The following is a 24,473-nucleotide window of genomic DNA, read 5'->3' as shown; positions in this document are numbered from 1 at the left end:
GCGTAATCAAAAGGCAACAACGGAATCACTTGTTGGACGGGTGGTGCTCTGTCAGGATCGGCACTCAACCCGAGCCGGAGCAACGGAGAGCGTGATGGGCAACCGCTTCCAGGCACAGGACCGCTTCGCGGACGGCGCGCAGTACATCGGCGGCCGGTTGCGGTCCGGCACCTCAGGACGCACGCAGGACATCGTGAACCCCGGCAACGGCGAGCCGGTCCACACCTATGAACTGGCCTCGGCCGCAGACGTCGACGACGCCGTGGCCGCCGCCCGCGAGGCCTTCCCCGGCTGGGCGGGCGCCACCCCGGGTGAGCGCTCCGACGCCCTGCACCGCTTTGCGTCCGTCCTCGCCGAGCAGGCCGGGGACCTCGCGTACGCCGAATCCCTGCAGTGCGGCAAGCCGATCAAGCTCAGCACCGAGTTCGACGTGCCGGGCACGGTCGACAACACCGCCTTCTTCGCCGGCGCCGCCCGCCATCTCCAGGGGCAGTCGGCCGGTGAGTACAGCGGCGATCACACCTCGTACGTACGCCGGGAGCCGATCGGCGTCGTCGGCTCCATCGCCCCCTGGAACTACCCGCTCCAGATGGCGGCCTGGAAAGTCCTTCCGGCCATCGCCGCAGGCAACACCATCGTGCTGAAACCTGCCGAGATCACCCCGCTCACCTCGCTGATGTTCGCCGAGGCGGCGACGCAGGCCGGGATTCCGGACGGCGTCGTCAATGTCGTCAACGGCGCGGGCAGGGACGCGGGCGAGCACCTGGTCGGCCACCCCGACGTGGCCATGACCTCCTTCACCGGTTCCACCCCGGTCGGCAAGCGCGTCGCCGAGATCGCCACCGCCACCGTCAAGCGCCTCCACCTCGAGCTCGGCGGCAAGGCTCCCTTCGTGGTCTTCGACGACGCCGACCTGGAGGCCGCCGTCCACGGCGCGGTCGCGGGCTCGCTCATCAACTCCGGCCAGGACTGCACGGCCGCCACCCGCGCCTATGTCCAGCGGCCGCTGTACGACGCCTTCGTCAGCGGTGTCGCCGATCTCATGACGACCGTCCGCCTCGGCGACCCGCTCGACCCGGCCACCGACCTCGGCCCGCTGGTCTCGCACCTCCAGCGCGACCGCGTCGCGGGCTTCGTCGACCGGGCACGCGCCTACGCCACCGTCGTCACCGGCGGCGAGGCACCCCAGGGAGAGCTGAAGAGCGGCGCTTACTACCGGCCCACCCTCGTCGCCGGCGCCGCCCAGGACAGCGAGATCGTCCAGTCCGAGATCTTCGGCCCGGTCCTCGTGGTCCTCCCCTTCGACTCCGACGACGAAGGCATCGCACTCGCCAACGACACCCCCTACGGTCTCGCCGCCTCCGCCTGGAGCCGTGATGTGTTCCGCGCGAACCGCGCAACCCGCGAGATCAGGGCCGGTTGCGTCTGGATCAACGACCACATCCCGATCATCAGCGAGATGCCGCACGGCGGATACCAGGCGTCCGGCTTCGGAAAGGACATGTCGATGTACTCCTTCGAGGAGTACACGCAGGTCAAGCACGTGATGTACGACAACACGGCGGTTGTCAGGAAGGACTGGCACCGCACGATCTTCGGGGACCGTTAGCCAGCCCAGCCCAGCCCAGCCCAGCCCAGCCCAGCGCCGCTCGACCCGCGGCACCATCCCGAAAGGGCACAGCGCATGGATCAGCACGAGCCGGACGTCCTGTCCGCAGCCCAACTGGCGGCGATGCGACGCAGCATCACCAGCGGCCGGGGCGCCCTCACCCGCCGTTCGATGCTGCGCGCCGGCGGTATAGGCGCGCTCACCGTCAGCGGCCTCGCTTCCCTGAGCGCCTGTGGCATCCCGCCCGCGAAGCGCGAGGGAGAGGCAGCGGTCTCGGACGACCACTCCACTGCGGAGAAGCGGATCAGCTTCTCCAACTGGACCGAGTACATGGACGTCAGCGAGGACGAGAAGCACCGTCCCACGCTGGAGCAGTTCACCAAGCGGACCGGGATCAAGGTCAAGTACACCGAGGACATCAACGACAACGTCGAGTTCTTCGGAAAGATCCAGCCGCAGCTCGCCGCCGGCCAGGACACCGGCCGCGACCTGATATGCGTCACCGACTGGCTGGCCGCGCGGATGATCCGGCTCGGCTGGGTGCAGAAGCTCGACTCCTCGCTGCTGCCGCACGCGTACGCCAATCTCTCCGCCCAGTTCCGCAGCCCCGACTGGGACCCGGGTCGCGCCTACTCCTACCCGTGGACGGGCATTTCGACCGTCATCGCCTACAACGTCAAGGCGACCGGGGGCAAGAAGGTCGACTCCGTCACGCAGCTCCTCGACGACCCCACGCTCAAGGGCCGGGTCGGGTTCCTCACCGAGATGCGTGACTCGGTCGGCATGACCCTGCTCGACATGGGCAAGGAGCCGGCCAAGGTGAACGCCGCCGACTACGACGCGGCAATCGGCCGACTCCAGAAGGGCGTCGACAAGAAGCAGATCCGGCGCTTCACGGGCAACGACTACACCTCGGACCTGGACAAGGGCGATATCGCCGCCTGTCTCGCCTGGGCCGGTGACCTCATTCAGCTCCAGGCCGACAACCCCGACATCAAGTTCTCGATCCCGGCGGCCGGTTATATGACCTCCTCCGACAATCTGCTGGTCCCGGCCAACGCCAGGCACCAGAAGAATGCCACCCGGCTGATCGACTACTACTACGAGCTCCCCGTCGCCGCCCAGCTCGCCGCGTACATCAACTATGTGTGCCCGGTCGAGGGCGTCGCCGCCGAACTCACCAAGATCGACAAGTCGCTTGCCGAGAACACGCTGATCCTCCCGGACAAGGCCATGGCCGCCAAGTCCCACGCCTTCCGCTCGCTCAGCAGCGCGGAGGAGAAGGCGTACGAAGAGAAGTTCGCCAAGCTCATCGGCGCCTGATCTGCCCCCCTGCTCCCCTCGACACCACTGGGACCGCGACCCATGACTGAAAAGACAGAGGGCGGCGACGTCCGCCTCTCCGGGATCAGCAAGACCTTCGGCAGCTTCACGGCCGTCCACCCGCTCGACCTGACCATCCCGCAGGGCTCGTTCTTCGCCCTGCTCGGCGCTTCCGGCTGCGGAAAGACCACCACCCTGCGGATGATCGCCGGTCTTGAGGACCCGAGCACCGGAACGGTGTTCCTCGGCGACAAGGACGTCACCGGCCTGCCGCCGTACAAACGCCCCGTCAACACCGTCTTCCAGAGCTATGCGCTCTTCCCACACCTCGACATCTACGAGAACGTCGCCTTCGGACTGCGCAGGCGCGGCATCAAGTCGGTGAAGAAGCAGGTCGGCGACATGCTCGACCTCGTCGAGCTCGGCGACTTCGCCAAGCGCAAGCCGCACCAGCTCTCCGGCGGCCAGCAGCAGCGCGTCGCCGTGGCCCGCGCGCTCATCAACCACCCCCAGGTGTTGCTCCTCGACGAGCCCCTCGGCGCCCTCGACCTCAAGCTGCGCCGCCAGATGCAGCTGGAGCTCAAGCGCATCCAGACCGAGGTCGGCATCACCTTTGTGCATGTCACCCACGACCAGGAGGAGGCCATGACCATGGCCGACACGGTCGCGGTCATGAGCGGCGGACGAGTCGAGCAGCTCGGCGCGCCCGCCGAGCTCTACGAGAACCCGCAGACCACCTTTGTCGCCAACTTCCTGGGCACTTCCAACCTCATCGAGGCCGAGGTCGCGTCCAACAGTGGCGGCGAGGTCGTCGTCACGGCCGCCGACGCCAAGCTGCGGCTGCCCGCCGAGCGCTGCGCCACCCAGCCCCGCACCGGCGGGAAGCTGCTGGTCGGCGTGCGCCCGGAGAAGATATCGCTGGCGCACGCGGACGACGCGGGCACCATCAACAACGGCCGCAACCGCATCACCGGCAAGATCGCCGACTCCAGCTTCATCGGCGTCTCCACGCAGTTCGTCATCGACAGCCCGGTCTGTCCGGAGCTGGAGGTGTACGTACAGAACATCGAGCGGGACCCGCGCCTGGTGCCCGGCGCCGAGGTCGTCCTGCACTGGAACCCGGACCACACCTTCGGTCTCGACGCCGCCCAGGACATCGACGCCGGTGTGGAGACGGTGGAGGAGACGCCATGACCGTCACCGAGGCACCGCCCGCCTCGCCCGCCGTCGAGCCGGTCGTCCACAAACAGTCCGTACGCCGCAAGCTCGTCCCGTACTGGCTGCTGCTGCCCGGCATGCTCTGGCTGATCGTCTTCTTCGCGCTGCCGCTGGTCTATCAGGCCTCGACATCCGTGCAGACGGGCTCCCTCGAAGGGGGCTTCAAGGTCACCTGGCACTTCCAGACCTACTGGGACGCGCTGACCGAGTACTACCCGCAGTTCCTGCGCTCGCTGCTGTACGCCGGCACAGCCACGATCCTGTGTCTGCTGTTCGGCTATCCGCTCGCGTATCTGATCGCGTTCAAGGCGGGCCGCTGGCGCAATCTGCTGCTGGTCCTGGTCATCGCGCCGTTCTTCACCAGCTTTCTGATCCGTACGCTCGCGTGGAAGACGATCCTCGCGGACGACGGCCCGGTGGTGGATGTCCTGGGCGGCATCGGCTTCCTCGATGTCACCAACTGGCTCGGGATGACCGAGGGAAGCCGACTGCTCGCCACCCCGCTCGCGGTGGTCTGCGGACTCACGTACAACTTCCTGCCGTTCATGATCCTGCCGCTGTACACCTCGCTGGAGCGGATCGACCCGCGCCTCCACGAGGCGGCGGGGGACCTGTACGCGAAGCCGTCGACGACCTTCCGCAGGGTGACCTTCCCGCTGTCCATGCCCGGCGTCGTCTCCGGCACCCTGCTGACCTTCATTCCGGCCAGTGGTGACTACGTGAATGCCGAACTGCTCGGCTCCACCGACACCAAGATGGTCGGCAACGTCATCCAGTCGCAGTTCCTGAGGGTGCTCGACTACCCGACCGCGGCCGCGCTGTCGTTCATTCTCATGGCGGTCGTGCTGATCATGGTCACCGTCTACATCCGCCGGGCCGGAACGGAGGACCTGGTCTGATGCGCTGGATACGGAACAACCTTGTGGTCATTGCGGGGCTGATCACGCTCGCGTACTTGATCCTGCCGAACATCGTCGTGATGGTGTTCTCGTTCAACAAGCCCGCCGGGCGGTTCAACTACTCCTGGCAGGAGTTCTCCACCGACGCCTGGAAGGACCCGTGCGGAGTCGCCGACATGTGCGGCTCGCTCTCCCTGTCCCTCCAGATCGCACTGTGGGCCACCATCGGCGCGACCGTCCTCGGCTCGATGATCGCCTTCGCGCTGGTCCGCTACCGCTTCCGGGCGCGTGGCGCGGTCAACTCGCTGATCTTCCTGCCGATGGCGATGCCCGAGGTCGTCATGGCCGCATCCCTGCTCACCCTGTTCCTCAACCTGGGTGCGCAGCTGGGCTTCTGGACCATCCTGATCGCGCACACCATGTTCTGTCTGAGCTTTGTGGTGGTGGCGGTCAAGGCGCGTGTGCTGTCGATGGATCCCCGGCTCGAAGAGGCCGCACGTGACCTCTACGCCAGTCCGGTGCAGACCTTCCTGCGGGTCACGCTGCCGATCGCCGCTCCCGGCATCGCCGCCGGTGCGATGCTCGCGTTCGCGCTCTCCTTCGACGACTTCATCATCACCAACTTCAACTCGGGCAACACCGTCACCTTCCCCATGTTCGTGTGGGGTTCGGCCCAGCGCGGCACGCCCGTCCAGATCAATGTCATCGGCACGGCCATGTTCTTCATCGCCGTACTGATCGTGGTGTTCGCCCAGTTCGTGAGCAACCGGCGGAAACACAGCGCACTGCCCAAGTAGGCCCACGAGGCCACCGAAGGAGTGGAAACCATGGCCCCAGCTGCCATGACCTTTGCCTCATCACTCTCCGACGCCCAGCCCGTCTCCTATTGGCTGGACGACCCCGGCAAGCCCGGCGCGCTGCCCGCGCTGACCGGGGACGAACACTGCGACCTCCTCGTCGTCGGCGGCGGCTACAGCGGACTGTGGACCGCGCTGCTGGCCAAGGAGCGCGACCCCGGCCGGGACGTCGTACTGATCGAAGGGCGCGAGGTGGGCTGGGCCGCCTCGGGCCGCAACGGCGGCTTCTGCGCCGCCTCCCTCACCCACGGCCTGGGCAATGGCCTCGCCCGCTGGCCCGACGAGCTGGCCACGCTGGAGGAACTCGGCAACCGCAATCTCGACGCGATCGAGGAGACGGTCGACAAGTACTCCATCGACTGCGACTTCGAGCGCACCGGCGAGATCGACGTCGCCACCGAGCCCCACCAGCTCGAAGAGCTCCACCAGATGTACGAGGAGGTGCGCGGGCTCGGCTTCACCGGCTTCGAACTCCTCGACCAGGACGCGGTACGCGCCGAGGTGAACTCCCCGACCTTCCTCGGCGGGCTGTGGGACCGGCGCGGCGTCGCCATGCTGCACCCCGCCAAGCTCGCCTGGGGCCTCAAGCAGGCCTGCTCGGACCTCGGCGTACGCATCTACGAGAACACGACCGGCCTGGAACTGGCCTCGTCCGGCAACAGGACCGTGGTCCGCACCCCGTACGGCCGTGTCTTCGCCGACCGCGTCGCGCTCGGCACAAATGTCTTCCCGTCCCTGGTCAAGCGGGTGCGCGCGTACACCGTCCCCGTCTACGACTATGCGCTGATGACCGAACCGCTCAGCACCGAACAGCTGGCCGCGATCGGCTGGAAGAGACGGCAGGGGCTCGGCGACAGCGCCAACCAGTTCCACTACTTCCGGATCACCGCCGACCACCGGATTCTCTGGGGCGGCTACGACGCGATCTATCCGTACGGCGGCAAGGTCACCGCCGAGATGGACCACCGGCCCGAGACCTATCTCAAGCTCGCCGGCCATTTCTTCGAGTGCTTCCCGCAGTTGGAGGGGCTGCGCTTCAGCCATGCCTGGGGCGGCGCCATCGACACCTGCTCGCGCTTCTCCGCCTTCTTCGGTACGGCGCACGGCGGCAAGGTCGCCTACGCCGCCGGGTACACGGGTCTGGGCGTGGGCGCGACCCGCTTCGGAGCGGACGTCATGCTCGACCTCCTCTCCGGCGCGCAGACCGAGCGCACCCAGCTGCAGATGGTGCGCAGCAAGCCGCTGCCCTTCCCGCCCGAGCCGGTGGCCTGGGCCGGTATCGGCCTCACCAAATGGGCGCTGGCCAGGGCGGATGCCAATGGCGGCAGGCGCAATGCCTGGCTGCGGACGATGGACAAACTCGGCCTCGGCTTCGACAGCTAGGGCCTGACCGCGTCGAATTCGTCGAATTGGTGGTCAGAACCCGCGTAATCCTCCGCGCCGAGCCCGCTCTCCCCGTGTGAACGCAACGTCCGCGCACACGGAACGGGGGCCGGAACAATGGCTGGCTCGGGGGACAGGACCGCGGTGGAGTGGCTGGCGTCGGTGGCGCCGGACCCGGACGCCTGCCGGTGGGAGTGGGAGCGCAACCCCCTCGGGGTCGCCCTGCTGCCCGCCGGCCGGCGCTGGGACGTGCTGATCCTGCCCGGCGAACTGGGCTGTCCGGCGCTCGACGTGCTGACGCGGCTGGTCGAGCGGCCGGGACCGGTGCTCTTCGCCGACCTGGGCGACGCACGTATCGGTTTCTTCGTGCCGCCGGGTACCGCAGAACGCTGGATCGGTACGGGCGTACGCAATGCCGGCACCGGCTCCTGGATCGCCGTCCCGCACCCGTCGTGGCCCACCCGAGGCGTGCGCTGGCTGATAGCTCCCGACGGCTCCGGCACGCTCACCGATCCGGCGCTCCTTGAGCTGGCGATGCACGAGGCTGCCGCCGAAATCGCCCGCGCCGACCGGCATTGAGAGGGCCGAGCACTGCCGGAAGGCTTGACAACAGCATTGGTCTGGACCAAATTGTGCGGGCCCCCACTCAATCCCCCCATGCCCGGAGGCAGTTGTGGACCGCACCAGACTCTTGGCCGCCCTTTCGGCGGCCGCCCTCGCCATCAGCGGACTCGTCGCCACGGCGGGCTTCGCCACAGCCGCCGACACCGAACTCGCCCGCAACGGCGGCTTCGAGGCGGGCCTCGACGGCTGGAGCTGTACGGCAGGCAGCGGTGCCGTCGTCAATTCACCTGTCCACGGCGGAAGTTCCGCGCTGAAGGCCACTCCGGCGGGCAGCGACAACGCCACGTGCAGCCAGACGGTCACGGTCAAGCCCAACTCCGACTACACACTCAGCGGCTGGGTCCAGGGCAGCTACGTCTACCTCGGCGCATCCGGCACCGGCACCACCGACGTCTCCACCTGGACGGCGTCGGCGCCGAGCTGGCAGAAGCTCTCCACGACCTTCCGCACGGGCGCGTCGACCACATCCGTGACGATCTACACGCACGGCTGGTACGGCACCCCCGCCTATGCCGCCGATGACCTCTCGCTGCTCGGCCCCGGCGGCGACCCGGTCCAGATCCCGGCCGCCCCCACCGGGCTGACCGCGGGAACCCCCGGCTCCACCTCCGTCCCGCTGAGCTGGTCGTCAGTCTCCGGCGCCACCGGCTACAACGTCTACCGGGCCGGCACCAAGGTCCTCTCCGCGACCGGGACTTCGGCCACCGTGACGGGTCTCGCGCCCTCGACGTCGTACAGCTTCCAGGTCACCGCGACGAACAGCGCCGGCGAGTCCCCGAAGTCTGCCGCCGTCACCGCGACGACCACCAGCGGCGGCAACCCGGGCACGGGCCTGCCCGCCCACGCCCTCGTCGGCTATCTGCACGCCAGCTTCGCCAACGGCTCCGGCTACACGCGCATGGCGGACGTGCCCGACTCCTGGGACGTCATCAACCTCGCCTTCGGCGAACCGACCTCGGTCACCTCGGGCGACATCCGCTTCAGGCTCTGCCCGGCGAGCGAGTGCCCGAACGTCGAGTCGGCCGCCGACTTCAAGGCCGCCATCAAGGCCAAGCAGGCGGCGGGCAAGAAGGTCCTGATCTCCATCGGCGGCGCCAACGGCCAGGTGCAGCTTTCCACCACGGCCGCCCGTGACACCTTCGTCTCGTCGGTCTCGAAGATCATCGACGAGTACGGACTCGACGGCCTGGACATCGACTTCGAGGGTCACTCCCTGTCCCTGAACACCGGCGACACGGACTTCCGCTCCCCGACCTCGCCGGTGATCGTCAATCTGATCTCGGCGATCAAGACCCTCAAGGCGAAGTACGGCTCCGGCTTTGTGCTCACCATGGCTCCGGAGACGTTCTTCGTGCAGCTCGGCTACCAGTACTACGGCTCGGGCCCCTGGGGCGGCCAGGACCCGCGCGCCGGGGCCTACCTCCCGGTCATCCACGCCCTGCGCGACGACCTCACCCTGCTGCACGTCCAGGACTACAACTCCGGCTCGATCATGGGCCTGGACAACCAGTACCACTCCATGGGCGGTGCGGACTTCCACATCGCCATGACGGACATGCTGCTGACCGGCTTCCCGGTCGCGGGCGATCAGTCGAAGTTCTTCCCGGCGCTGCGGCCCGAGCAGGTGGCCATCGGCCTGCCGGCATCGACCCAGGCGGGCAACGGCCACACCACACCCGCCGAGGTGAACAAGGCGCTGGACTGCCTGACGAAGAAGGCCGGCTGTGGCTCGTACCAGACCCATGGCATCTGGCCCACTCTGCGCGGACTGATGACATGGTCGATCAACTGGGACCGCTTCAATCAGTGGGAGTTCTCGAAGAACTTCGACGCGTACACCTGGAGTTGACCAGGAGCAGCAACCCACCCAGGCACCAGCTGCCGATGACGTCCAGCGGCCAGTGATAGCCGCGCAGGACCAGTCCGATGCCCGTCGCCACGCTGAGCACCACGGCGACGGGCATCGCCCATCGGCGCCCGACATACGGGGCCAGGAGCAGCGCGGCGCCGCAGTAGGCCACCATCGCGGTCGCGGTATGGCCGGAGGGGTAGAAGCCGCCCACCTCGGTGAGCGGTCCCTGACGGTCGATCAAGGACTTCAGGGGCGAGACGAGCGCGGGGACCGCGGCCATCGTGAGGACGGCACCGAGTACCTCGAGACGCCGGGTGCGAGCGTCGCGCCGGAGGGTGTACCAGACCGCCGCGGCCAGCACCGGCAGCGCGAACTCCCTGCTGCCCAGGTCGGCCAGCAGATCGGTCAGCGACCTGGGCCCGTGCCCGACGATCCTGAGCTCGATGCGTTCGTCCAGGGACCGCAGCGGCCCGTCGGCGGCCACCTGCCAGGTGACCAGCGAGAAGACGAGGGCGCACAGCGCGCCGAGCGCCGCACGAGGAAAAGCCGGCCTCCTCGGAACAGGGGGGGTGGTTCCGAGAGGGCCGGCCGGACCGGTTTGCCGCGCGCCCCGGGGGGTTTGGGGCGGGCGGCCATCCGATCGGTGAGGAGTTCCGGAGCCAGAAGCTCCAGTGGTGTGCGCGAGGGCACGACCAGGACGGGGCTGGGGACGCTCCGGCCTGGGGTCGCTCGCAGTCCCCTGCGAGCGGGGTGTTTCTCTCATCTGCAGAAACCGTACGGCAGCGAGAGGGGGCACCGACAGCCGGATCTCCATCCCGCCATCGGCCCCCCACAGAGTCTTCACAGGCCCTGACCGTTCGCCCCGGTCAGACGCCTGCGAACGCCTGCTCGATGATGTCCAGACCCTCGTTGAGCAGGTCCTCTCCGATCACCAGCGGCGGCAGGAAGCGCAGCACATTGCCGTACGTGCCACAGGTCAGAACCAGCAGTCCCTCGGCGTGGCAGGCCTTGGCGAGCGCGGCGGTGGCGGCCGGGTTCGGCTCCTTGGTGTCCCGGTCCTTGACCAGCTCGATGGCGATCATCGCGCCGCGGCCGCGGACGTCGCCGATGATGTCGAACTTCTCGGCCATCGCGGTGAGGCGGCCCTTCATGACCTCCTCGATGCGCTTGGCCCTGCCGTTGAGGTCGAGCTCCTTCATGGTCTCGATCGCGCCGAGCGCACCGGCGCAGGCGACCGGGTTGCCGCCGTACGTACCGCCGAGGCCGCCCGCGTGCGGGGCGTCCATGATCTCGGCGCGGCCGGTCACGGCGGCGAGCGGCAGACCGCCCGCGATGCCCTTGGCAGTGGTGATCAGGTCGGGGACGATGCCCTCGTCCTCACAGGCGAACCACTGGCCGGTGCGGCAGAAGCCGGACTGGATCTCGTCCGCGACGAACACGATGCCGTTGTCCTTGGCGAACTGCGCGACGGCCGGCAGGAAGCCCTTGGCGGGCTCGATGAAGCCGCCCTCGCCGAGGACCGGCTCGATGATGATCGCGGCGACGTTGTCGGCGCCGACCTGCTTGGAGATCTGGTCGATGGCCTGAGCGGCGGCCTCGGGACCGCAGTTCTCCGGGCCGGTCGGCCAGCGGTAGCCGTAGGCGACCGGGACGCGGTAGACCTCGGGGGCGAACGGGCCGAAGCCGTGCTTGTACGGCATGTTCTTCGCGGTCAGCGCCATCGTGAGGTTGGTGCGGCCGTGGTAGCCGTGGTCGAAGACGACGACCGCCTGGCGCTTGGTGTAGGCGCGGGCGATCTTGACGGCGTTCTCGACCGCCTCGGCGCCGGAGTTGAACAGCGCCGACTTCTTCGCGTGGTCACCCGGGGTGAGTTCGGCGAGGGCCTCGGCGACCTCCACGTACCCCTCGTACGGCGTGACCATGAAACAGGTGTGGGTGAAGTCGGCGAGCTGCGCGGCGGCACGGCGTACGACGGCCTCGGCGGAGGCGCCGACCGAGGTCACGGCGATGCCGGAGCCGAAGTCGATGAGGCGGTTGCCGTCCACGTCCTCGATCACACCGCCGCCGGCGCGGGCGGTGAAGACGGGCAGCACGGACCCCACACCGCCGGCGACCGCGGCGGTACGGCGGGCCTGCAGCTCGATCGACTTGGGACCGGGGATGGCGGTGACGACGCGGCGCTCCTGCGGGATTGCGGTCATGAGGGGCTCCTGTGGGTGTTCCGGACGCTTTTCTTCGCAGGCTAGGCCGGGGAGAGGGGGACAGGCATGCGCCGTTCGGGAGTGTTGGGGGGTGTGTCGTTGTCCGCGCCGGACATAGTCGGGCCGGGGCGGAGGGTCCTCGCGCTGCCTGCCGGAGCGACGACCGCGAGGTGCTGCGGCTTCCCGGGGGAACGTGCCCCCGGACGCCCACCATGACGTGAATCAGTGAACTACCCCGGCCAGGGCACTAGATTGACGGGTGCACAGAGCGGGCCTGGCTGGTCAGGGGGCAGCGGTTTCATGGATTCCGAAGGCACATTCGACGCACGCGGCACACGGTCCAACCCGGTGCCACGGCCGGCGAGGCCACCCGCCGTGCCCGGGATCCCGGCCATCCCCGGCCACGCCCCCACCACGCGGCCCGCCGTCGTCGACTGGCTGCGCACCCCGCGCCCGGCCGCCGAGCCCGGCATCTGGCGCCTCGGCCACCGCGCCCGGGCCGACGAGGAGCCCGAGCTCGTCCCCGCCCGCCGGCTCTTCACCGGCGCCCTCATCGCCCTGCTCAGCGGCTGGCTGGTGTGGTCGCTCCTGTGGAACGGCTACCTCGGCCGCTATTGGCTGTGGCCCTTCCTCGTCCTCACCCCGGACTCCTGGAACGGCACCATGGCCCAGGTCGTCGCCTCGTACGCCTACTACGCGATCGTCGGCGGCGGCCTGCTCGTGTTCTTCGCCCGGATCGGCCATGTGCCGGAGATCTGGCATCGCTATGTGCGCCGCGCCGACCAGCACGTTCGCATCCCGACGCCGCCCCCCGAGGCCGATCCCGCAGACTGGCCCGAGCTGCGCTCCGCCGGCCTGGTGGAAGCGGCGCAGGCCTTGGCCGAAGCCACCCGTTCCGGCGCGCTCGGCGATGTCGACTACGCCAGGATCCGGCGCGCCTGGCAGGGGGTCCACGCCCGGCCGGAGCGGCTCGCCGCGTTCACCGACACCGTGCGCAAGCACGGCGCGGCAGCCTGCGCCCACCCCTCCGGCGTACGGGACCTGCCGGTCCGCAGCGCCACCCACGATCTCGCCACCGCCCAGGTCAAGATCGGCACCGCCGTCGACGACCGGCGCAACCCCTACGCCCGCCGCACCACCGGCGTCGCCCTCGAGCCCGCTCTCCTCGGCACCTCGCTGCTCGCCGTCGGGCCCTCCGGCTCCGGCAAGAGCGTGCGCCTGGTACGGCCCGTCGTCGAGTCGATGTGTCTGCTCGCGCTCGCCAACCGCGCGGCCGTCGTCGCCGTCACGGCGTACGGCACCGGGCTCGCCCCCGACGACGCCTTCGACCTCGTCATCGCCGTCGGCCGCCCCGAGTCCACCCACGACCTCGACCTCTACGGCGGCGCCGACGACCCCGACGAGGCCGCCCGGGTGCTCGCCGAGGCGCTCGTCGGGGATCTCGCCGGCACCCTGCCCGGCGGCGACAGCAGGCGCGCCGCCACCGCGCTGGCCCAGCTGATCGGGCCGTACCAGTGCGTCCACGGGCACTTCCCGGCCGTACCGGAGCTGCGTGAACTGCTCGGCGGCGCGCCCGCCGCGATCGGCGCGCTGCGCACCGCCCTGGAGGCCGCGACCGACCCCGGTGCCGCCGCCCAGCTGCGTGAACTGGACGCCCGCGAGCGGCAGTCGGCCCGCGCCGACGACATCGGCGTCCTGCTCGCCGAGCGGATCGCCTTCCTGGACCGGCCCGCGTTCGCGGACTTCTTCCGTACGGACGGCACCGGCCGGCAGTTCTCGCTGCGCGCCATCGAGCACCCGCTGCGCGTCCGTATCGACCTGCCCGAGCGCGGCCACGCCGAGGCCTCGCGGATCATCGCGCGCCTGGTGCTCGCCCAGTTCACCGAGGCCGCACTGAACCGCTCGGACCGCTCGCTCTTCGGCGCACTCGTCCTCGACGACGCGACGTACACCGTGACCGCCGACTCGGTGCGCGCCGTGCAGAGGCTGCGCTCCGCCAACGCCGGGGTGGTGTTCGCGCTGCGCACCCTGGAGGACGTGCCGGAGCCGCTGCGCGGTCCGCTGCTGGGTGCGGTCGGCTGCCGGATGGCGTTCGCCGGGCTCGCCCCCTGGGACGGCGGCCGGTTCGCCGAGACCTGGGGCACCGAGTGGGTGCAGACCCGGGACGTCACCAACCGGCAGATCATCTCCGACGAGCCCCTCACCAAGGCGCTGCACATGATGCGCCGCCTGGTGACCGGCAAGGCGGCCACCGCCGAGGCGATCACGGTGCGCGAGGTCGAGCGGGCCCGCTGGTCGGCCTCCGACCTGGCGCACGCCGTGCCCGCCGGGCACGCGGTGCTCTCCCTGACGTCCGTACGGGGCGAGCACGCGCCGCCCCTTCTGGTGGACCTCAGAACCTGAGCAGAGCCCCCGTACTGCTACGGACTGGCAGAATCGATGTACGCCGTTCATACGGGACGGCGAAATCACTCCCACCTCTGCTCGAAGGGCCCCGGTCCCCATGCCGCCCACGCTCGCCTCGCTCGTCCAGCACTCGGCGCTCAAACTCACCGTGCGCGCCGGGGAGGACCGGCTGGAGACACCGGTGCGCTGGGCGCATGTCAGCGAGCTCGCCGACCCCGTGCCGTACATGGAGGGCGGCGAGCTGCTCCTTGTCACGGCGATGACCCTGGACGCCGACGACCGCGAGGCGATGCGCCGCTATGTGCGGAGGCTGGTGGCCGCGGGCGTCGTCGGGCTGGGCTTCGCGGTCGGCGTCTACTACGACGACATCCCCGACGCGCTCGTCGAGGCGGCCAAGGAGGAGGGCCTGCCCCTGCTCGCCGTGCCGCGCCGCACCCCCTTCCTCGCCATCAGCAAGGCCGTCTCGGCGGCGAACGCGGCCGACCAGTACCGCGCGGTGACGGCCGGTTTCGAGGCACAGCGGGAGCTGACGCGGGCCGCACTCGCCGAGGGGCCCGCCGCGGTCGTCAGCAAGCTCGCCGCCCATATCGACGGCTGGGCCGCGCTGTACGACGCGTCCGGCGCCGTCGTCGCAGCAGCACCCGAATGGGCCGCGCGCCGGGCTGCCCGGCTCACCGCCGACGTGGAGCGGCTGCGGGAGCGGTCCGCGCCCGCGAGCGCGGTGGTCGGCGACACGGACGACGACCGTGTCGAACTGCAGTCGCTGGGCAGCGGACGCCGGGTGCGCGGGGCGCTGGCTGTGGGCACCGGAGCGCCGCTGGGCACCGCCGAGCGCTATGCCGTGCACTCCGCCGTCGCCCTGCTCACCCTCTCCACCGAGCGCTCCCGCTCACTCCAGGAGGCCGAACAGCGGCTCGGCGCCGCAGTGCTGCGGATGCTGCTGTCCGGCCAGCCCGACCATGCGCGGGCGGTCGCCGGAGATCTGTACGGCGGGCTGCTCGACGCTCCCTTCCGACTGCTGATCGCCGAGTCGGCGGCCGAGCCGGACTCCACCGCGGAGCACCCGCTGCAGGCCTTCGCCGAATCTCTGGAGTCGGCCGCGGCCCGGGCCGGGGAGCCGATGATCGCCGTGCCGGACATCGACGATCGCCTTGTGGTGCTGGCCGCGGACGGCGGCGCGGTCGTCGCGGCCTGCACGGCGGAGTACGCGGACAAGGAGGCCGACGACACCGAAGCGGTCGTGGGGCTCTCCGCGCCGACCGGGCCGATTGCCGCAGCGGGCGCGTACAAACAGGCCGAACAGGCCCTCTCGGTCGCCCGGCGGCGCGGCCGCGCCCTCGTCGAGCACGAGGAACTGGCCGCGGGATCGGTCCTCCCGCTGCTCGCGGACGACGCGGTGCGCGCCTTCGCGGACGGCATGCTGCGGGCGCTGTACGAACACGACGCGACCGGCCGCGGCGATCTGGTCGCCTCGCTGCGCGCCTGGCTCTCGCGCCACGGCCAGTGGGACGCCGCGGCCGCCGATCTGGGCGTGCACCGCCATACGCTGCGCTACCGGATGCGCCGGGTCGAGGAGATCCTGGGCCGCTCGCTCGACGACCCGGATGTGCGGATGGAGCTGTGGCTGGCGCTGAAGGCTACGGGAGGCGGCACGGCGGAATGAGGCACTCGCGGAAGAATTTTCCGTTCCTGTGCCCGAAGTCGGGCAAAATCGTTGGAGTTTGAGCGCTCGAATGCCTAGGGTCCTGCCTCGTGGTCACCAACTCCGGCACTCCTGAGGCCGGCACCCCCGAGGCAGGCACCCCGGCAAGCGGCAGCGCCGCAACCGATTCCCCGCCGACCGACACCCCGCCGACCGACACCGCCGGACCGGCCGCGCCCGGCCCCCGGATATCCGGCGCGGTCTGGGGCGCGCTCGCCATCGTCTACGTCGTCTGGGGCTCCACCTACCTCGGCATCCGCATCGTCGTCGAGACCATGCCGCCGTTCCTCTCCGCCGGGGCCCGCTTCGTCGTCGCGGGCCTGATCCTCGCCGGCCTCGTGGCCTGGCGGCAGGGACCGTCGGCGCTCAAGGTCACCCCCGCCCAGCTCGCCTCGGCCGCCCTGGTCGGCCTGCTCCTCCTCCTCGGCGGCAACGGCCTGGTCGTACTCGCCGAGACCTCCGTGCCCTCCGGGCTCGCCGCCCTGCTGATCGCCGTCGTGCCCACCTGGGTGGTGCTTCTGCGCCGGAGCTTCGGTGAACGCCCCGGCCTCGGCGCGTACTGCGGCGTCCTGCTCGGGCTCGCGGGCCTCGCCGTGCTGACCCTGCCCGGTCTCAGCGGCGACGTACGCCTGTGGGGCGTCCTCGCCGTGATCGGCGCGACTCTCATGTGGTCGGTCGGCTCCTTCTCCTCGTCGCGCATCCCGATGCCCGCGAATCCGTTCGCGGCGAGCGCGTACGAGATGGTCGCCGGCGGCATCGGCTGTCTGCTGGTGGGCCTTGGGAGGGGCGAGCAGCACGGCTTCGCCCTCGGTGAGGTCTCGGCCCGCTCCTGGACCGCGCTCGGCTATCTCGTCGTCTTCGGCTCGCTCGTCGCGTTCACGGCGTACGCCTGGCTGCTGCACTCCGCGCCGCTGTCCCTGGTCGCCACCTATGCGTATGTGAACCCGGTCGTCGCGGTCCTGCTCGGCGCGCTGATCCTGGACGAGCAGCTGAGCTGGCCGATCGCCGTCGGAGGCGCGGTGGTGGTGACGGGGGTCTGCCTGATCGTGTCGACGGAACGCCGCCGCTAGCCACTCAGCTTGGGAGCGCACGCCAAAGCGTAGGAGAGCGTCCGCCGACCACTCCACACCGGATAAACGCGCAGACGCCGTCCCGGTCCTACCGTGGGGCAGAGACAACCCCATCTACTTCGGAAGGGCCGGGACATGACTTCCACCCACGCCTTCTGGCTCGCCGGCCGTCAGGCCACCGGCGAGACCGCCTTCGACGTCACCTCCCCCTGGGACGGACGTCTTGTCGGTCAGGTCTCCGTCCCGACCGATGCCCAGGTCGAGGAGGCCGTCGCCGCCGCGCACGCGGTGCGTGACGAGTTCGCGGCCACCCCGGCACACGTACGCGCCGCGGCCCTCGACCATGTGTCGAAGCGGCTCGCCGAGCGCACCGAGGAGATCGCCCAGCTGATCTCCGCCGAGAACGGCAAGCCCGTCAAGTGGGCCCGCGGCGAGGTCGGCCGTGCCGTCTCCGTCTTCCGCTTCGCGGCCGAAGAGGCCCGCCGGTTCAACGGCGGCGAGGCCCAGCGCCTGGACACGGACGCCGGCGGTCAGGGCCGCCTCGCGCTCACCCGCCGCTTCCCCAAGGGCGCCGTGCTCGGTATCGCGCCGTTCAACTTCCCGCTGAATCTCTGCGCCCACAAGATCGCCCCGGCGATCGCCGTCGGCGCGCCGATCATCCTCAAGCCCGCCCCGGCGACACCGCTGTCCGGGCTGATCCTCGGTGAGCTGCTTGCCGAGACCGACCTGCCGGCCGGCTCGTGGTCCGTGCTCCCGGTGCCGAACGACAAGATGCCCGCCCTCGTCCAGGACGAGCGGCTGCCGGTCATCTCCTTCACCGGCTCCGACAAGGTCGGCTACGCGATCATGGACTCGGTGCCGCGCAAGCACTGCACCCTGGAGCTGGGCGGCAACGGCGCGGCCGTCGTCCTTGCCGACTTCGCCTCCGAGGCGGACCTGGACTGGGCGGCGACCCGTATCGCCACCTTCTCCAACTACCAGGGCGGCCAGTCCTGCATCTCCGTGCAGCGTGTGATCGCCGATGCCACGGTGTACGACCGGCTGCTGCCGAAGGTCGTCGCGGCCGTCGAGGCCCAGGTCACCGGCGACCCGTCCGACTCCGCCACCGACGTCGGCCCGCTGGTCAGCGAGGACGCCGCCAAGCGTGTGGAGTCCTGGGTCGACGAGGCGGTGCAGGCGGGCGCGAAGCTGCTCGCCGGCGGCAAGCGCGAGGGTGCGTCCTACGCGCCGACCGTCCTCGCGGACGTCCCCGCGGACACGACGATCGCCTGTGAGGAGGTCTTCGGGCCGGTCCTCACGGTCACCAGGGTCGACGGCGAGGCCGAGGCCTTCGCCGCGGTCAACGACTCCAAGTACGGCCTGCAGGCGGGCGTGTTCACGCACGACGTGCAGACCGCCTTCCGCGCCCACCGCGCCCTCGAGGTCGGCGGCGTGATCATCGGCGACGTCCCGTCGTACCGCGCGGACCAGATGCCGTACGGCGGAGCCAAGCAGTCCGGCGTGGGCCGCGAGGGCGTGCGCTACGCGATGGACGACTACACGTACGAGCGGGTGCTGGTCCTGACGGGCCTTGCTCTCTGAGCTCTCCGAGTACGTGACGGACCGACGGCCGGAGCCCACTGTGCGGGGGCTCCGGCCGTTGCCGTACCTCCGGCGCAGTTCCCTCGACTGCGGTACGCAGACTGGTGGAGAGGGCGGGAATCGGGTACTACGGACGAGTAGCACCGGTCGGTAAGGCGACGTGCGCCACCGGCCGACGCCCCGGAATCCCCGACTCGCGGCGAGGTGAGCCTCATGTCCGCACCACTCGACACGACACAGACCCCGAAGGTCAGTGAGCGCGAAGCACGACAGGTCGCCGAGGCCGCGCGAGAACAGGACTGGCGCAAGCCCAGCTTCGCCAAGGAGCTGTTCCTGGGCCGCTTCCGGCTGGACCTGATCCATCCGCATCCGATGCCCGCGGACGAGGACACGCGGCGGGGCGAGGCGTTCCTCGCGAAGCTGCGCGACTTCTGCGAGACGAAGATCGACGGAGCGCTGATAGAGCGCGAGGCGCGGATCCCCGACGAGGTGATCAACGGTCTCAGGGAGATCGGCGCGCTCGGCATGAAGATCGACACGAAGTACGGGGGCCTCGGTCTCACCCAGGTGTACTACAACAAGGCGCTGGCCCTGGTCGGCTCGGCGAACCCGGCGATCGGCGCGCTGCTCTCGGCCCATCAGTCGATCGGCGTACCGCAGCCGCTGAAGATCTTCGGCACCCAGGAGCAGAAGGACGCGTTCCTGCCGCGGCTGGCCCGGACGGACATCTCGGCCTTCCTGCTCACCGAGCCGGACGTGGGCTCCGACCCGGCCCGGCTCGCCACCACCGCCGTGCCCGAGGGCGACTCGTACGTCCTCGACGGCGTCAAGCTCTGGACGACGAACGGTGTTGTCGCCGACCTGCTGGTCGTGATGGCCCGCGTACCGAAGTCGGAAGGCCACCGGGGCGGCATCACGGCGTTCGTCGTCGAGGCGGCCAGCGAGGGCATCACCGTCGAGAACCGCAACGCCTTCATGGGCCTGCGCGGCCTGGAGAACGGTGTCACCCGCTTCCACCAGGTGCGCGTCCCCGCCGCGAACCGCATCGGCCCCGAGGGCGCCGGCCTCAAGATCGCGCTGACCACCCTCAACACCGGCCGCCTCTCGCTGCCCGCGATGTGCGTCGGCGCCGGCAAGTGGTGCCTGAAGATCGCCCGCGAGTGGTCGGCCGTCCGGGAGCAGTGGGGCAAGCCGGTCGCGAAGCACGAGGCCGTCGGCGCCAAGATCTCCTTCATCGCCGCGACCACCTTCGCCCTCGAAGCGGTCGTCGACCTCTCCTCGCAGATGGCCGACGAGGACCGCAACGACATCCGCATCGAAGCGGCGCTCGCCAAGCTCTACGGCTCGGAGATGTCCTGGCTGATGGCCGACGAGCTGGTCCAGATCCGCGGCGGCCGCGGCTTCGAGACGGCGGACTCGCTGGCGGCGCGCGGCGAACGGGCCGTGCCGGCCGAGCAGATGCTGCGCGATCTGCGCATCAACCGCATCTTCGAGGGCTCGACCGAGATCATGCACCTGCTGATCGCCCGCGAGGCCGTCGATGCGCACCTCAAGGTGGCGGGCGATCTGATCGACCCGGACAAGTCCCTGGGCGACAAGGCGAAGGCCGGCGCACAGGCCACCGCCTTCTACGCCCGCTGGCTGCCCAAGCTGGTCGCGGGCCCCGGCCAACTCCCGCGTACGTATCGCGAGTTCCACCCGGCAGGCCATGCCGACCTCTCCGGCCATCTGCGCTACGTCGAACGCTCGGCCCGCAAACTGGCGCGCTCCACCTTCTACGCGATGTCCCGCTGGCAGGGCCGGATGGAGACCAAGCAGGGCTTCCTGGGCCGGATCGTCGACATCGGGGCGGAACTCTTCGCAATGAGCGCTGCCTGCGTCCGCGCGGAACTCCTCCGCAGCACCGAGGGCCACGGCCGCGAGGCCTACCAACTGGCCGATGTGTTCTGCCGCCAGTCCCGTATCCGCGTCGAAGAGCTCTTCAACCGCCTGTGGTCCAACACCGACGACCTCGACCGCAAGGTGGTGGACGGCGTGCTGTCCGGCACGTACACCTGGCTCGAACAGGGCATCATCGACCCGAGTGGCGAAGGCCCCTGGATCGCCGACGCAACCCCGGGCGCGTCCGACCGCGCCAACGTCCACCGCCCGATCCGCTAGCACCTTCTCGAGGGCGCCGGCCTCCCTGCCCCACGCGACCCATGAACGCCCAGGGGGAGAGGTTCCGCGCGGGGCGGAAGACCGGCGCGAGGGACGCACTGTCCGGCCGGACAGGCGGAGCGGCCACAATGGGGGGATGAGCGACAGCCCATCCCCCCTCGCCGACCCGCACCTCGTCTTCGACGCGACCGAAGGCCGCCGGGACGTCGTCGTCCTCGGCTCCACCGGGTCCATCGGCACGCAGGCCATCGACCTGGTCCTGCGCAACCCCGAGCGCTTCCGCGTCACCGCACTCTCCGCCGCCGGCGGACGGGTCGGACTCCTCGCCGAGCAGGCGCGGCAGTTGCGCGTCGACATGGTCGCCGTGGCCCGCGAGGACGTCGTGCCCGCGCTGCGCGAGGCGCTGGCGGAGCAGTACGGCACCGAGCCCCTGCCCGAGATCCTGGCAGGGCCCGACGCCGCCACCCAGCTCGCCGCCTCCCCCTGCCACACCGTGCTCAACGGCATCACCGGCTCCATCGGCCTCGCCCCCACCCTCGCCGCGCTCGAAGCCGGCCGCACCCTCGCCCTGGCCAACAAGGAGTCGCTCATCGTCGGCGGGCCGCTGGTCAAGGCTCTTGCCAAGCCCGGCCAGATCATCCCCGTCGACTCCGAGCACGCGGCCCTCTTCCAGGCGCTGGCCGCCGGTACGAGGGCTGACGTACGCAAGCTCGTCGTCACCGCCTCCGGCGGTCCCTTCCGCGGGCGTACGAAGGCCGAGCTCGCCGATGTCACCCCCGAGGCCGCCCTGGCGCATCCCACCTGGGCGATGGGCCCGGTGATCACGGTGAACAGCGCCACACTCGTCAACAAGGGCCTTGAGGTCATCGAGGCGCATCTCCTCTACGACATCCCCTTCGAGCGCATCGAGGTCGTCGTACACCCTCAGTCGTATGTCCACTCCATGGTGGAGTTCACCGACGGCTCGACCCTCGCGCAGGCCACCCCGCCCGATATGCGCGGCCCGATCGCCCTCGGCATCGGCTGGCCCCAGCGGGTGCCGGACGCAGCGCCCGCCTTCGACTGGACCACGGCATCGACGTGGGAGTTCTTCCCGCTCGACACCGAGGCCTTCCCCTCGGTGGGACTCGCCCGGCACGTGGGCGAGCTGGGCGGTACGGCCCCGGCGGTGTTCAATGCCGCGAACGAGGAGTGCGTGGACGCATTTCTCGCGGGACGGCTGCCGTTCAACGGAATCATGGATACGGTCACCGAAGTCGTCGCCGAGCACGGTGCGCCCGCCAAGGGAACCTCGCTGACGGTGGCGGACGTCCTGGAAGCGGAGACCTGGGCCCGGGCGCGGGCTCAGGAACTGGCAGTGAAGGCAACAGCGGAGGCTCGCGCATGACGATTCTGTTGACGGTCCTCGGCATTCTGCTGTTTGCGGTAGGGCTGCTGATCTCGATCGCCTGGCACGAGCTCGGCCATCTGTCCACGGCCAAGCTCTTCGGCATCCGCGTGCCCCAGTACATGGTCGGCTTCGGCCCGACCATCTGGTCCCGCAACAAGGGCGAGACGGAGTACGGCATCAAGGCCATCCCCATGGGTGGCTACATCCGCATGATCGGGATGTTCCCGCCGGGGGAGGACGGGCGGATCGAGGCACGCTCGACATCGCCGTGGCGCGGGATGATAGAGGACGCCCGCACGGCCGCGTTCGAGGAGCTCAAGCCGGGCGACGAGAACCGTCTCTTCTACACGCGCAAGCCCTGGAAGCGCGTGATCGTGATGTTCGCCGGACCGTTCATGAATCTGGTCCTGGCCGTCGCGATCTTCCTCGGTGTGGCGATGACCTTCGGCTTCTCGGCCCAGACCACCGAGGTGGCGGGCGTTCAGAAGTGCGTCATCTCGCAGAGCGAGAACCGTGACACCTGTGCCAAGGGCGACCCCGTCTCGCCCGCACAAGCCGCGGGCCTGCGGAAGGGCGACAAGATCGTCGCCTTCAACGGGCAGCCCGTCGCCGACTGGACCACCCTGTCGAACCACATCCGCGAGACGATCGGCCCGGCCACCATCACGGTCGAACGCGACGGCAAGCAGCAGGTCCTGCAGGCCACCCTCGCCAAGAACATGGTCGCCAAGAAGAACGCCGACGGCGAGGTCATCCCCGACAAGTACGTCCCGGCCGGCTATCTCGGCTTTGCCGCGAAGACCGAGATCCTGCCGCTCTCCTTCACCGACTCCGTCGACCGCATGGGCGACATGATCGAGAACGGCGTCGAGTCGATCGTCGCGCTGCCGTCCAAGATCCCCGACCTGTGGAACGCGGCCTTCAGCGACGGCGAGCGCAAGAACGACTCCCCGGTGGGCGTCGTCGGCGCCGCCCGGATCAGCGGCGAGGTGATGAACCTCGACGCGCCCGCGCAGAACCTCATTGCCATGTTCATGATGCTGCTCGCGGGCTTCAACCTCTCGCTGTTCCTGTTCAACATGCTGCCGCTGCTGCCGCTGGACGGCGGGCACATCGCGGGCGCGCTGTGGGAGTCCCTGCGCCGCACCGTTGCCAAGGTGTTCCGGCGCCCCGACCCGGGCCCCTTCGACGTCGCCAAGCTGATGCCGGTCGCCTACGTCGTGGCGGGGATCTTCATCTGCTTCACCCTGCTCGTGCTGGTCGCCGACATCGTCAATCCGGTCAAAATCAGCTGAGGGCATCCCTTTTGTGGCGGTCGGATACTCTTTGTATCCGGCCGCTCACCTTTGGGTGGACTTTCCGGCGCGATGTGCTGGGCCGAACCTCTGTGCCGTAATCTCGGTGGCTGGAGCCCGCCGATCTCGGGACCACGATCCACACCTTGGGGTTGCACAGCAGATGACTGCAATTTCTCTCGGAATGCCGTCCGTTCCGACCCGGCTCGCCGACCGGAGGGTCAGCCGCAAGATCCAGGTAGGTTCCGTGGCCGTCGGCGGGGACGCCCCCGTGTCGGTGCAGTCGATGACGACGACGCGTACCTCGGACATCGGGGCGACGCTGCAGCAGATCGCCGAGCTCACCGCTTCGGGCTGCCAGATCGTACGGGTGGCTTGTCCGACCCAGGACGACGCGGACGCGCTGGCCACGATCGCGCGGAAGTCGCAGATCCCCGTGATCGCGGACATCCACTTCCAGCCGAAGTACGTGTTCGCGGCGATCGACGCGGGCTGTGCGGCGGTGCGCGTGAACCCGGGCAACATCAAGCAGTTCGACGACAAGGTGAAGGAGATCGCCCGCGCCGCGGGCGAGACGGGCACCCCGATCCGGATCGGGGTTAACGCCGGTTCGCTGGACGCCCGGCTGCTGCAGAAGTACGGCAAGGCGACGCCGGAGGCGTTGGTCGAGTCCGCGCTGTGGGAGGCGTCCCTGTTCGAGGAGCACGGCTTCCGTGACATCAAGATCTCGGTCAAGCACAACGACCCGGTCGTGATGGTCAACGCCTACCGCCAGCTTGCCGCCCAGTGCGACTACCCCCTCCACCTCGGCGTCACCGAGGCGGGACCCGCCTTCCAGGGCACGATCAAGTCGGCGGTCGCCTTCGGCGCGCTGCTCAGCGAGGGCATCGGCGACACCATCCG

The 24,473-nt window shown here is 69.8% G+C and carries 18 protein-coding genes; 16 read left to right on the top strand and 2 right to left on the bottom strand.

The window, feature by feature from the left end; genetic code table 11:
* The first annotated feature begins 94 nt into the window (after nt 1–94).
* The 8 genes from ACI2LP_RS08480 (at nt 95) to ACI2LP_RS08445 (ending at nt 9,762) form a co-directional block, all read left to right on the top strand.
* A complete protein-coding gene (locus tag ACI2LP_RS08480) occupies nt 95–1,609 on the top strand; it encodes a gamma-aminobutyraldehyde dehydrogenase (RefSeq protein ID WP_404723783.1) in 1,515 nt (504 codons plus the stop codon).
* Nucleotides 1,610–1,684: 75 nt separating this feature from the next.
* Entirely contained in the window at nt 1,685–2,932 is a 1,248-nt protein-coding gene (locus ACI2LP_RS08475; RefSeq protein ID WP_404723782.1) for a spermidine/putrescine ABC transporter substrate-binding protein, read from the top strand.
* A 42-nt stretch (nt 2,933–2,974) separates the two neighbouring features.
* Complete coding sequence (locus ACI2LP_RS08470; protein ID WP_404723781.1) at nt 2,975–4,126, top strand: ABC transporter ATP-binding protein; 1,152 nt, start codon at nt 2,975–2,977, stop codon at nt 4,124–4,126.
* Nucleotides 4,123–5,049 carry an ABC transporter permease gene (locus ACI2LP_RS08465; RefSeq protein ID WP_404723780.1) on the top strand — a complete coding sequence of 309 codons (927 nt, stop codon included), beginning with the start codon at nt 4,123–4,125 and terminating at the stop codon, nt 5,047–5,049. The genes ACI2LP_RS08470 and ACI2LP_RS08465 overlap by 4 nt, the downstream gene beginning before the upstream one ends.
* On the top strand, nt 5,049–5,846 hold the full coding sequence (locus ACI2LP_RS08460) for an ABC transporter permease (RefSeq protein WP_404723779.1): 798 nt from the start codon (nt 5,049–5,051) through the stop codon (nt 5,844–5,846). Before ACI2LP_RS08465 ends, ACI2LP_RS08460 begins: the two co-directional genes overlap by 1 nt.
* Before the next feature lie 30 nt (nt 5,847–5,876).
* The gene (locus ACI2LP_RS08455; RefSeq protein ID WP_404723778.1) at nt 5,877–7,289 is read left to right on the top strand and encodes an NAD(P)/FAD-dependent oxidoreductase; all 1,413 of its coding nucleotides are present in this window, start codon (nt 5,877–5,879) and stop codon (nt 7,287–7,289) included.
* A gap of 117 nt (nt 7,290–7,406) precedes the next feature.
* Complete coding sequence (locus tag ACI2LP_RS08450; RefSeq protein WP_404723777.1) at nt 7,407–7,868, top strand: hypothetical protein; 462 nt, start codon at nt 7,407–7,409, stop codon at nt 7,866–7,868.
* Nucleotides 7,869–7,962: 94 nt separating this feature from the next.
* Nucleotides 7,963–9,762 (top strand): chitinase, encoded by a 1,800-nt coding sequence (locus tag ACI2LP_RS08445; RefSeq protein WP_404723776.1) that lies wholly within the window; start codon nt 7,963–7,965, stop codon nt 9,760–9,762.
* On the opposite strand, the gene ACI2LP_RS08440 is transcribed toward ACI2LP_RS08445, so the two are convergent.
* Together ACI2LP_RS08440 and gabT are read right to left on the bottom strand one after the other, a co-directional pair.
* The gene (locus tag ACI2LP_RS08440; protein WP_404723775.1) at nt 9,713–10,528 is read right to left on the bottom strand and encodes a phosphatase PAP2 family protein; all 816 of its coding nucleotides are present in this window, start codon (nt 10,526–10,528) and stop codon (nt 9,713–9,715) included. The genes ACI2LP_RS08445 and ACI2LP_RS08440 overlap by 50 nt on opposite strands.
* Nucleotides 10,529–10,631: 103 nt before the next feature.
* Nucleotides 10,632–11,966 (bottom strand): 4-aminobutyrate--2-oxoglutarate transaminase, encoded by a 1,335-nt coding sequence (gene gabT, locus ACI2LP_RS08435; RefSeq protein ID WP_404723774.1) that lies wholly within the window; start codon nt 11,964–11,966, stop codon nt 10,632–10,634.
* 300 nt (nt 11,967–12,266) lie between these two features.
* Between gabT and ACI2LP_RS08430 the strand changes: the two genes are divergently transcribed.
* From ACI2LP_RS08430 to ispG, 8 genes are all read left to right on the top strand, one after another.
* Nucleotides 12,267–14,369: an ATP-binding protein gene (locus tag ACI2LP_RS08430; protein ID WP_404723773.1), complete on the top strand. Its 2,103-nt coding sequence runs from the start codon at nt 12,267–12,269 to the stop codon at nt 14,367–14,369.
* Nucleotides 14,370–14,469: 100 nt separating this feature from the next.
* Nucleotides 14,470–16,035, top strand: coding sequence for a PucR family transcriptional regulator (locus ACI2LP_RS08425; protein WP_404723772.1), 1,566 nt, complete (start codon nt 14,470–14,472; stop codon nt 16,033–16,035).
* A 227-nt stretch (nt 16,036–16,262) separates the two neighbouring features.
* Nucleotides 16,263–17,144 (top strand): EamA family transporter, encoded by an 882-nt coding sequence (locus tag ACI2LP_RS08420; RefSeq protein ID WP_404724424.1) that lies wholly within the window; start codon nt 16,263–16,265, stop codon nt 17,142–17,144.
* 135 nt (nt 17,145–17,279) lie between these two features.
* Nucleotides 17,280–18,725 (top strand): aldehyde dehydrogenase family protein, encoded by a 1,446-nt coding sequence (locus tag ACI2LP_RS08415; protein WP_404723771.1) that lies wholly within the window; start codon nt 17,280–17,282, stop codon nt 18,723–18,725.
* 213 nt (nt 18,726–18,938) lie between these two features.
* Nucleotides 18,939–20,885 carry an acyl-CoA dehydrogenase family protein gene (locus ACI2LP_RS08410; protein WP_404723770.1) on the top strand — a complete coding sequence of 649 codons (1,947 nt, stop codon included), beginning with the start codon at nt 18,939–18,941 and terminating at the stop codon, nt 20,883–20,885.
* Between the two features lie 136 nt (nt 20,886–21,021).
* Entirely contained in the window at nt 21,022–22,272 is a 1,251-nt protein-coding gene (gene dxr / locus ACI2LP_RS08405; protein ID WP_404723769.1) for a 1-deoxy-D-xylulose-5-phosphate reductoisomerase, read from the top strand.
* Nucleotides 22,269–23,570, top strand: coding sequence for a M50 family metallopeptidase (locus tag ACI2LP_RS08400; RefSeq protein ID WP_404723768.1), 1,302 nt, complete (start codon nt 22,269–22,271; stop codon nt 23,568–23,570). Before dxr ends, ACI2LP_RS08400 begins: the two co-directional genes overlap by 4 nt.
* A 163-nt stretch (nt 23,571–23,733) precedes the next feature.
* A partial coding sequence (gene ispG / locus ACI2LP_RS08395) for a flavodoxin-dependent (E)-4-hydroxy-3-methylbut-2-enyl-diphosphate synthase (RefSeq protein WP_404723767.1) occupies nt 23,734–24,473 on the top strand: 740 nt, incomplete at its 3' end.

Source organism: Streptomyces sp. NPDC019890, from assembly GCF_044903445.1.
GTDB lineage: Bacteria > Actinomycetota > Actinomycetes > Streptomycetales > Streptomycetaceae > Streptomyces.
Note: the sequence above shows the minus strand (reverse complement) of the source record. Positions and strands in the feature narration are given on the sequence as shown.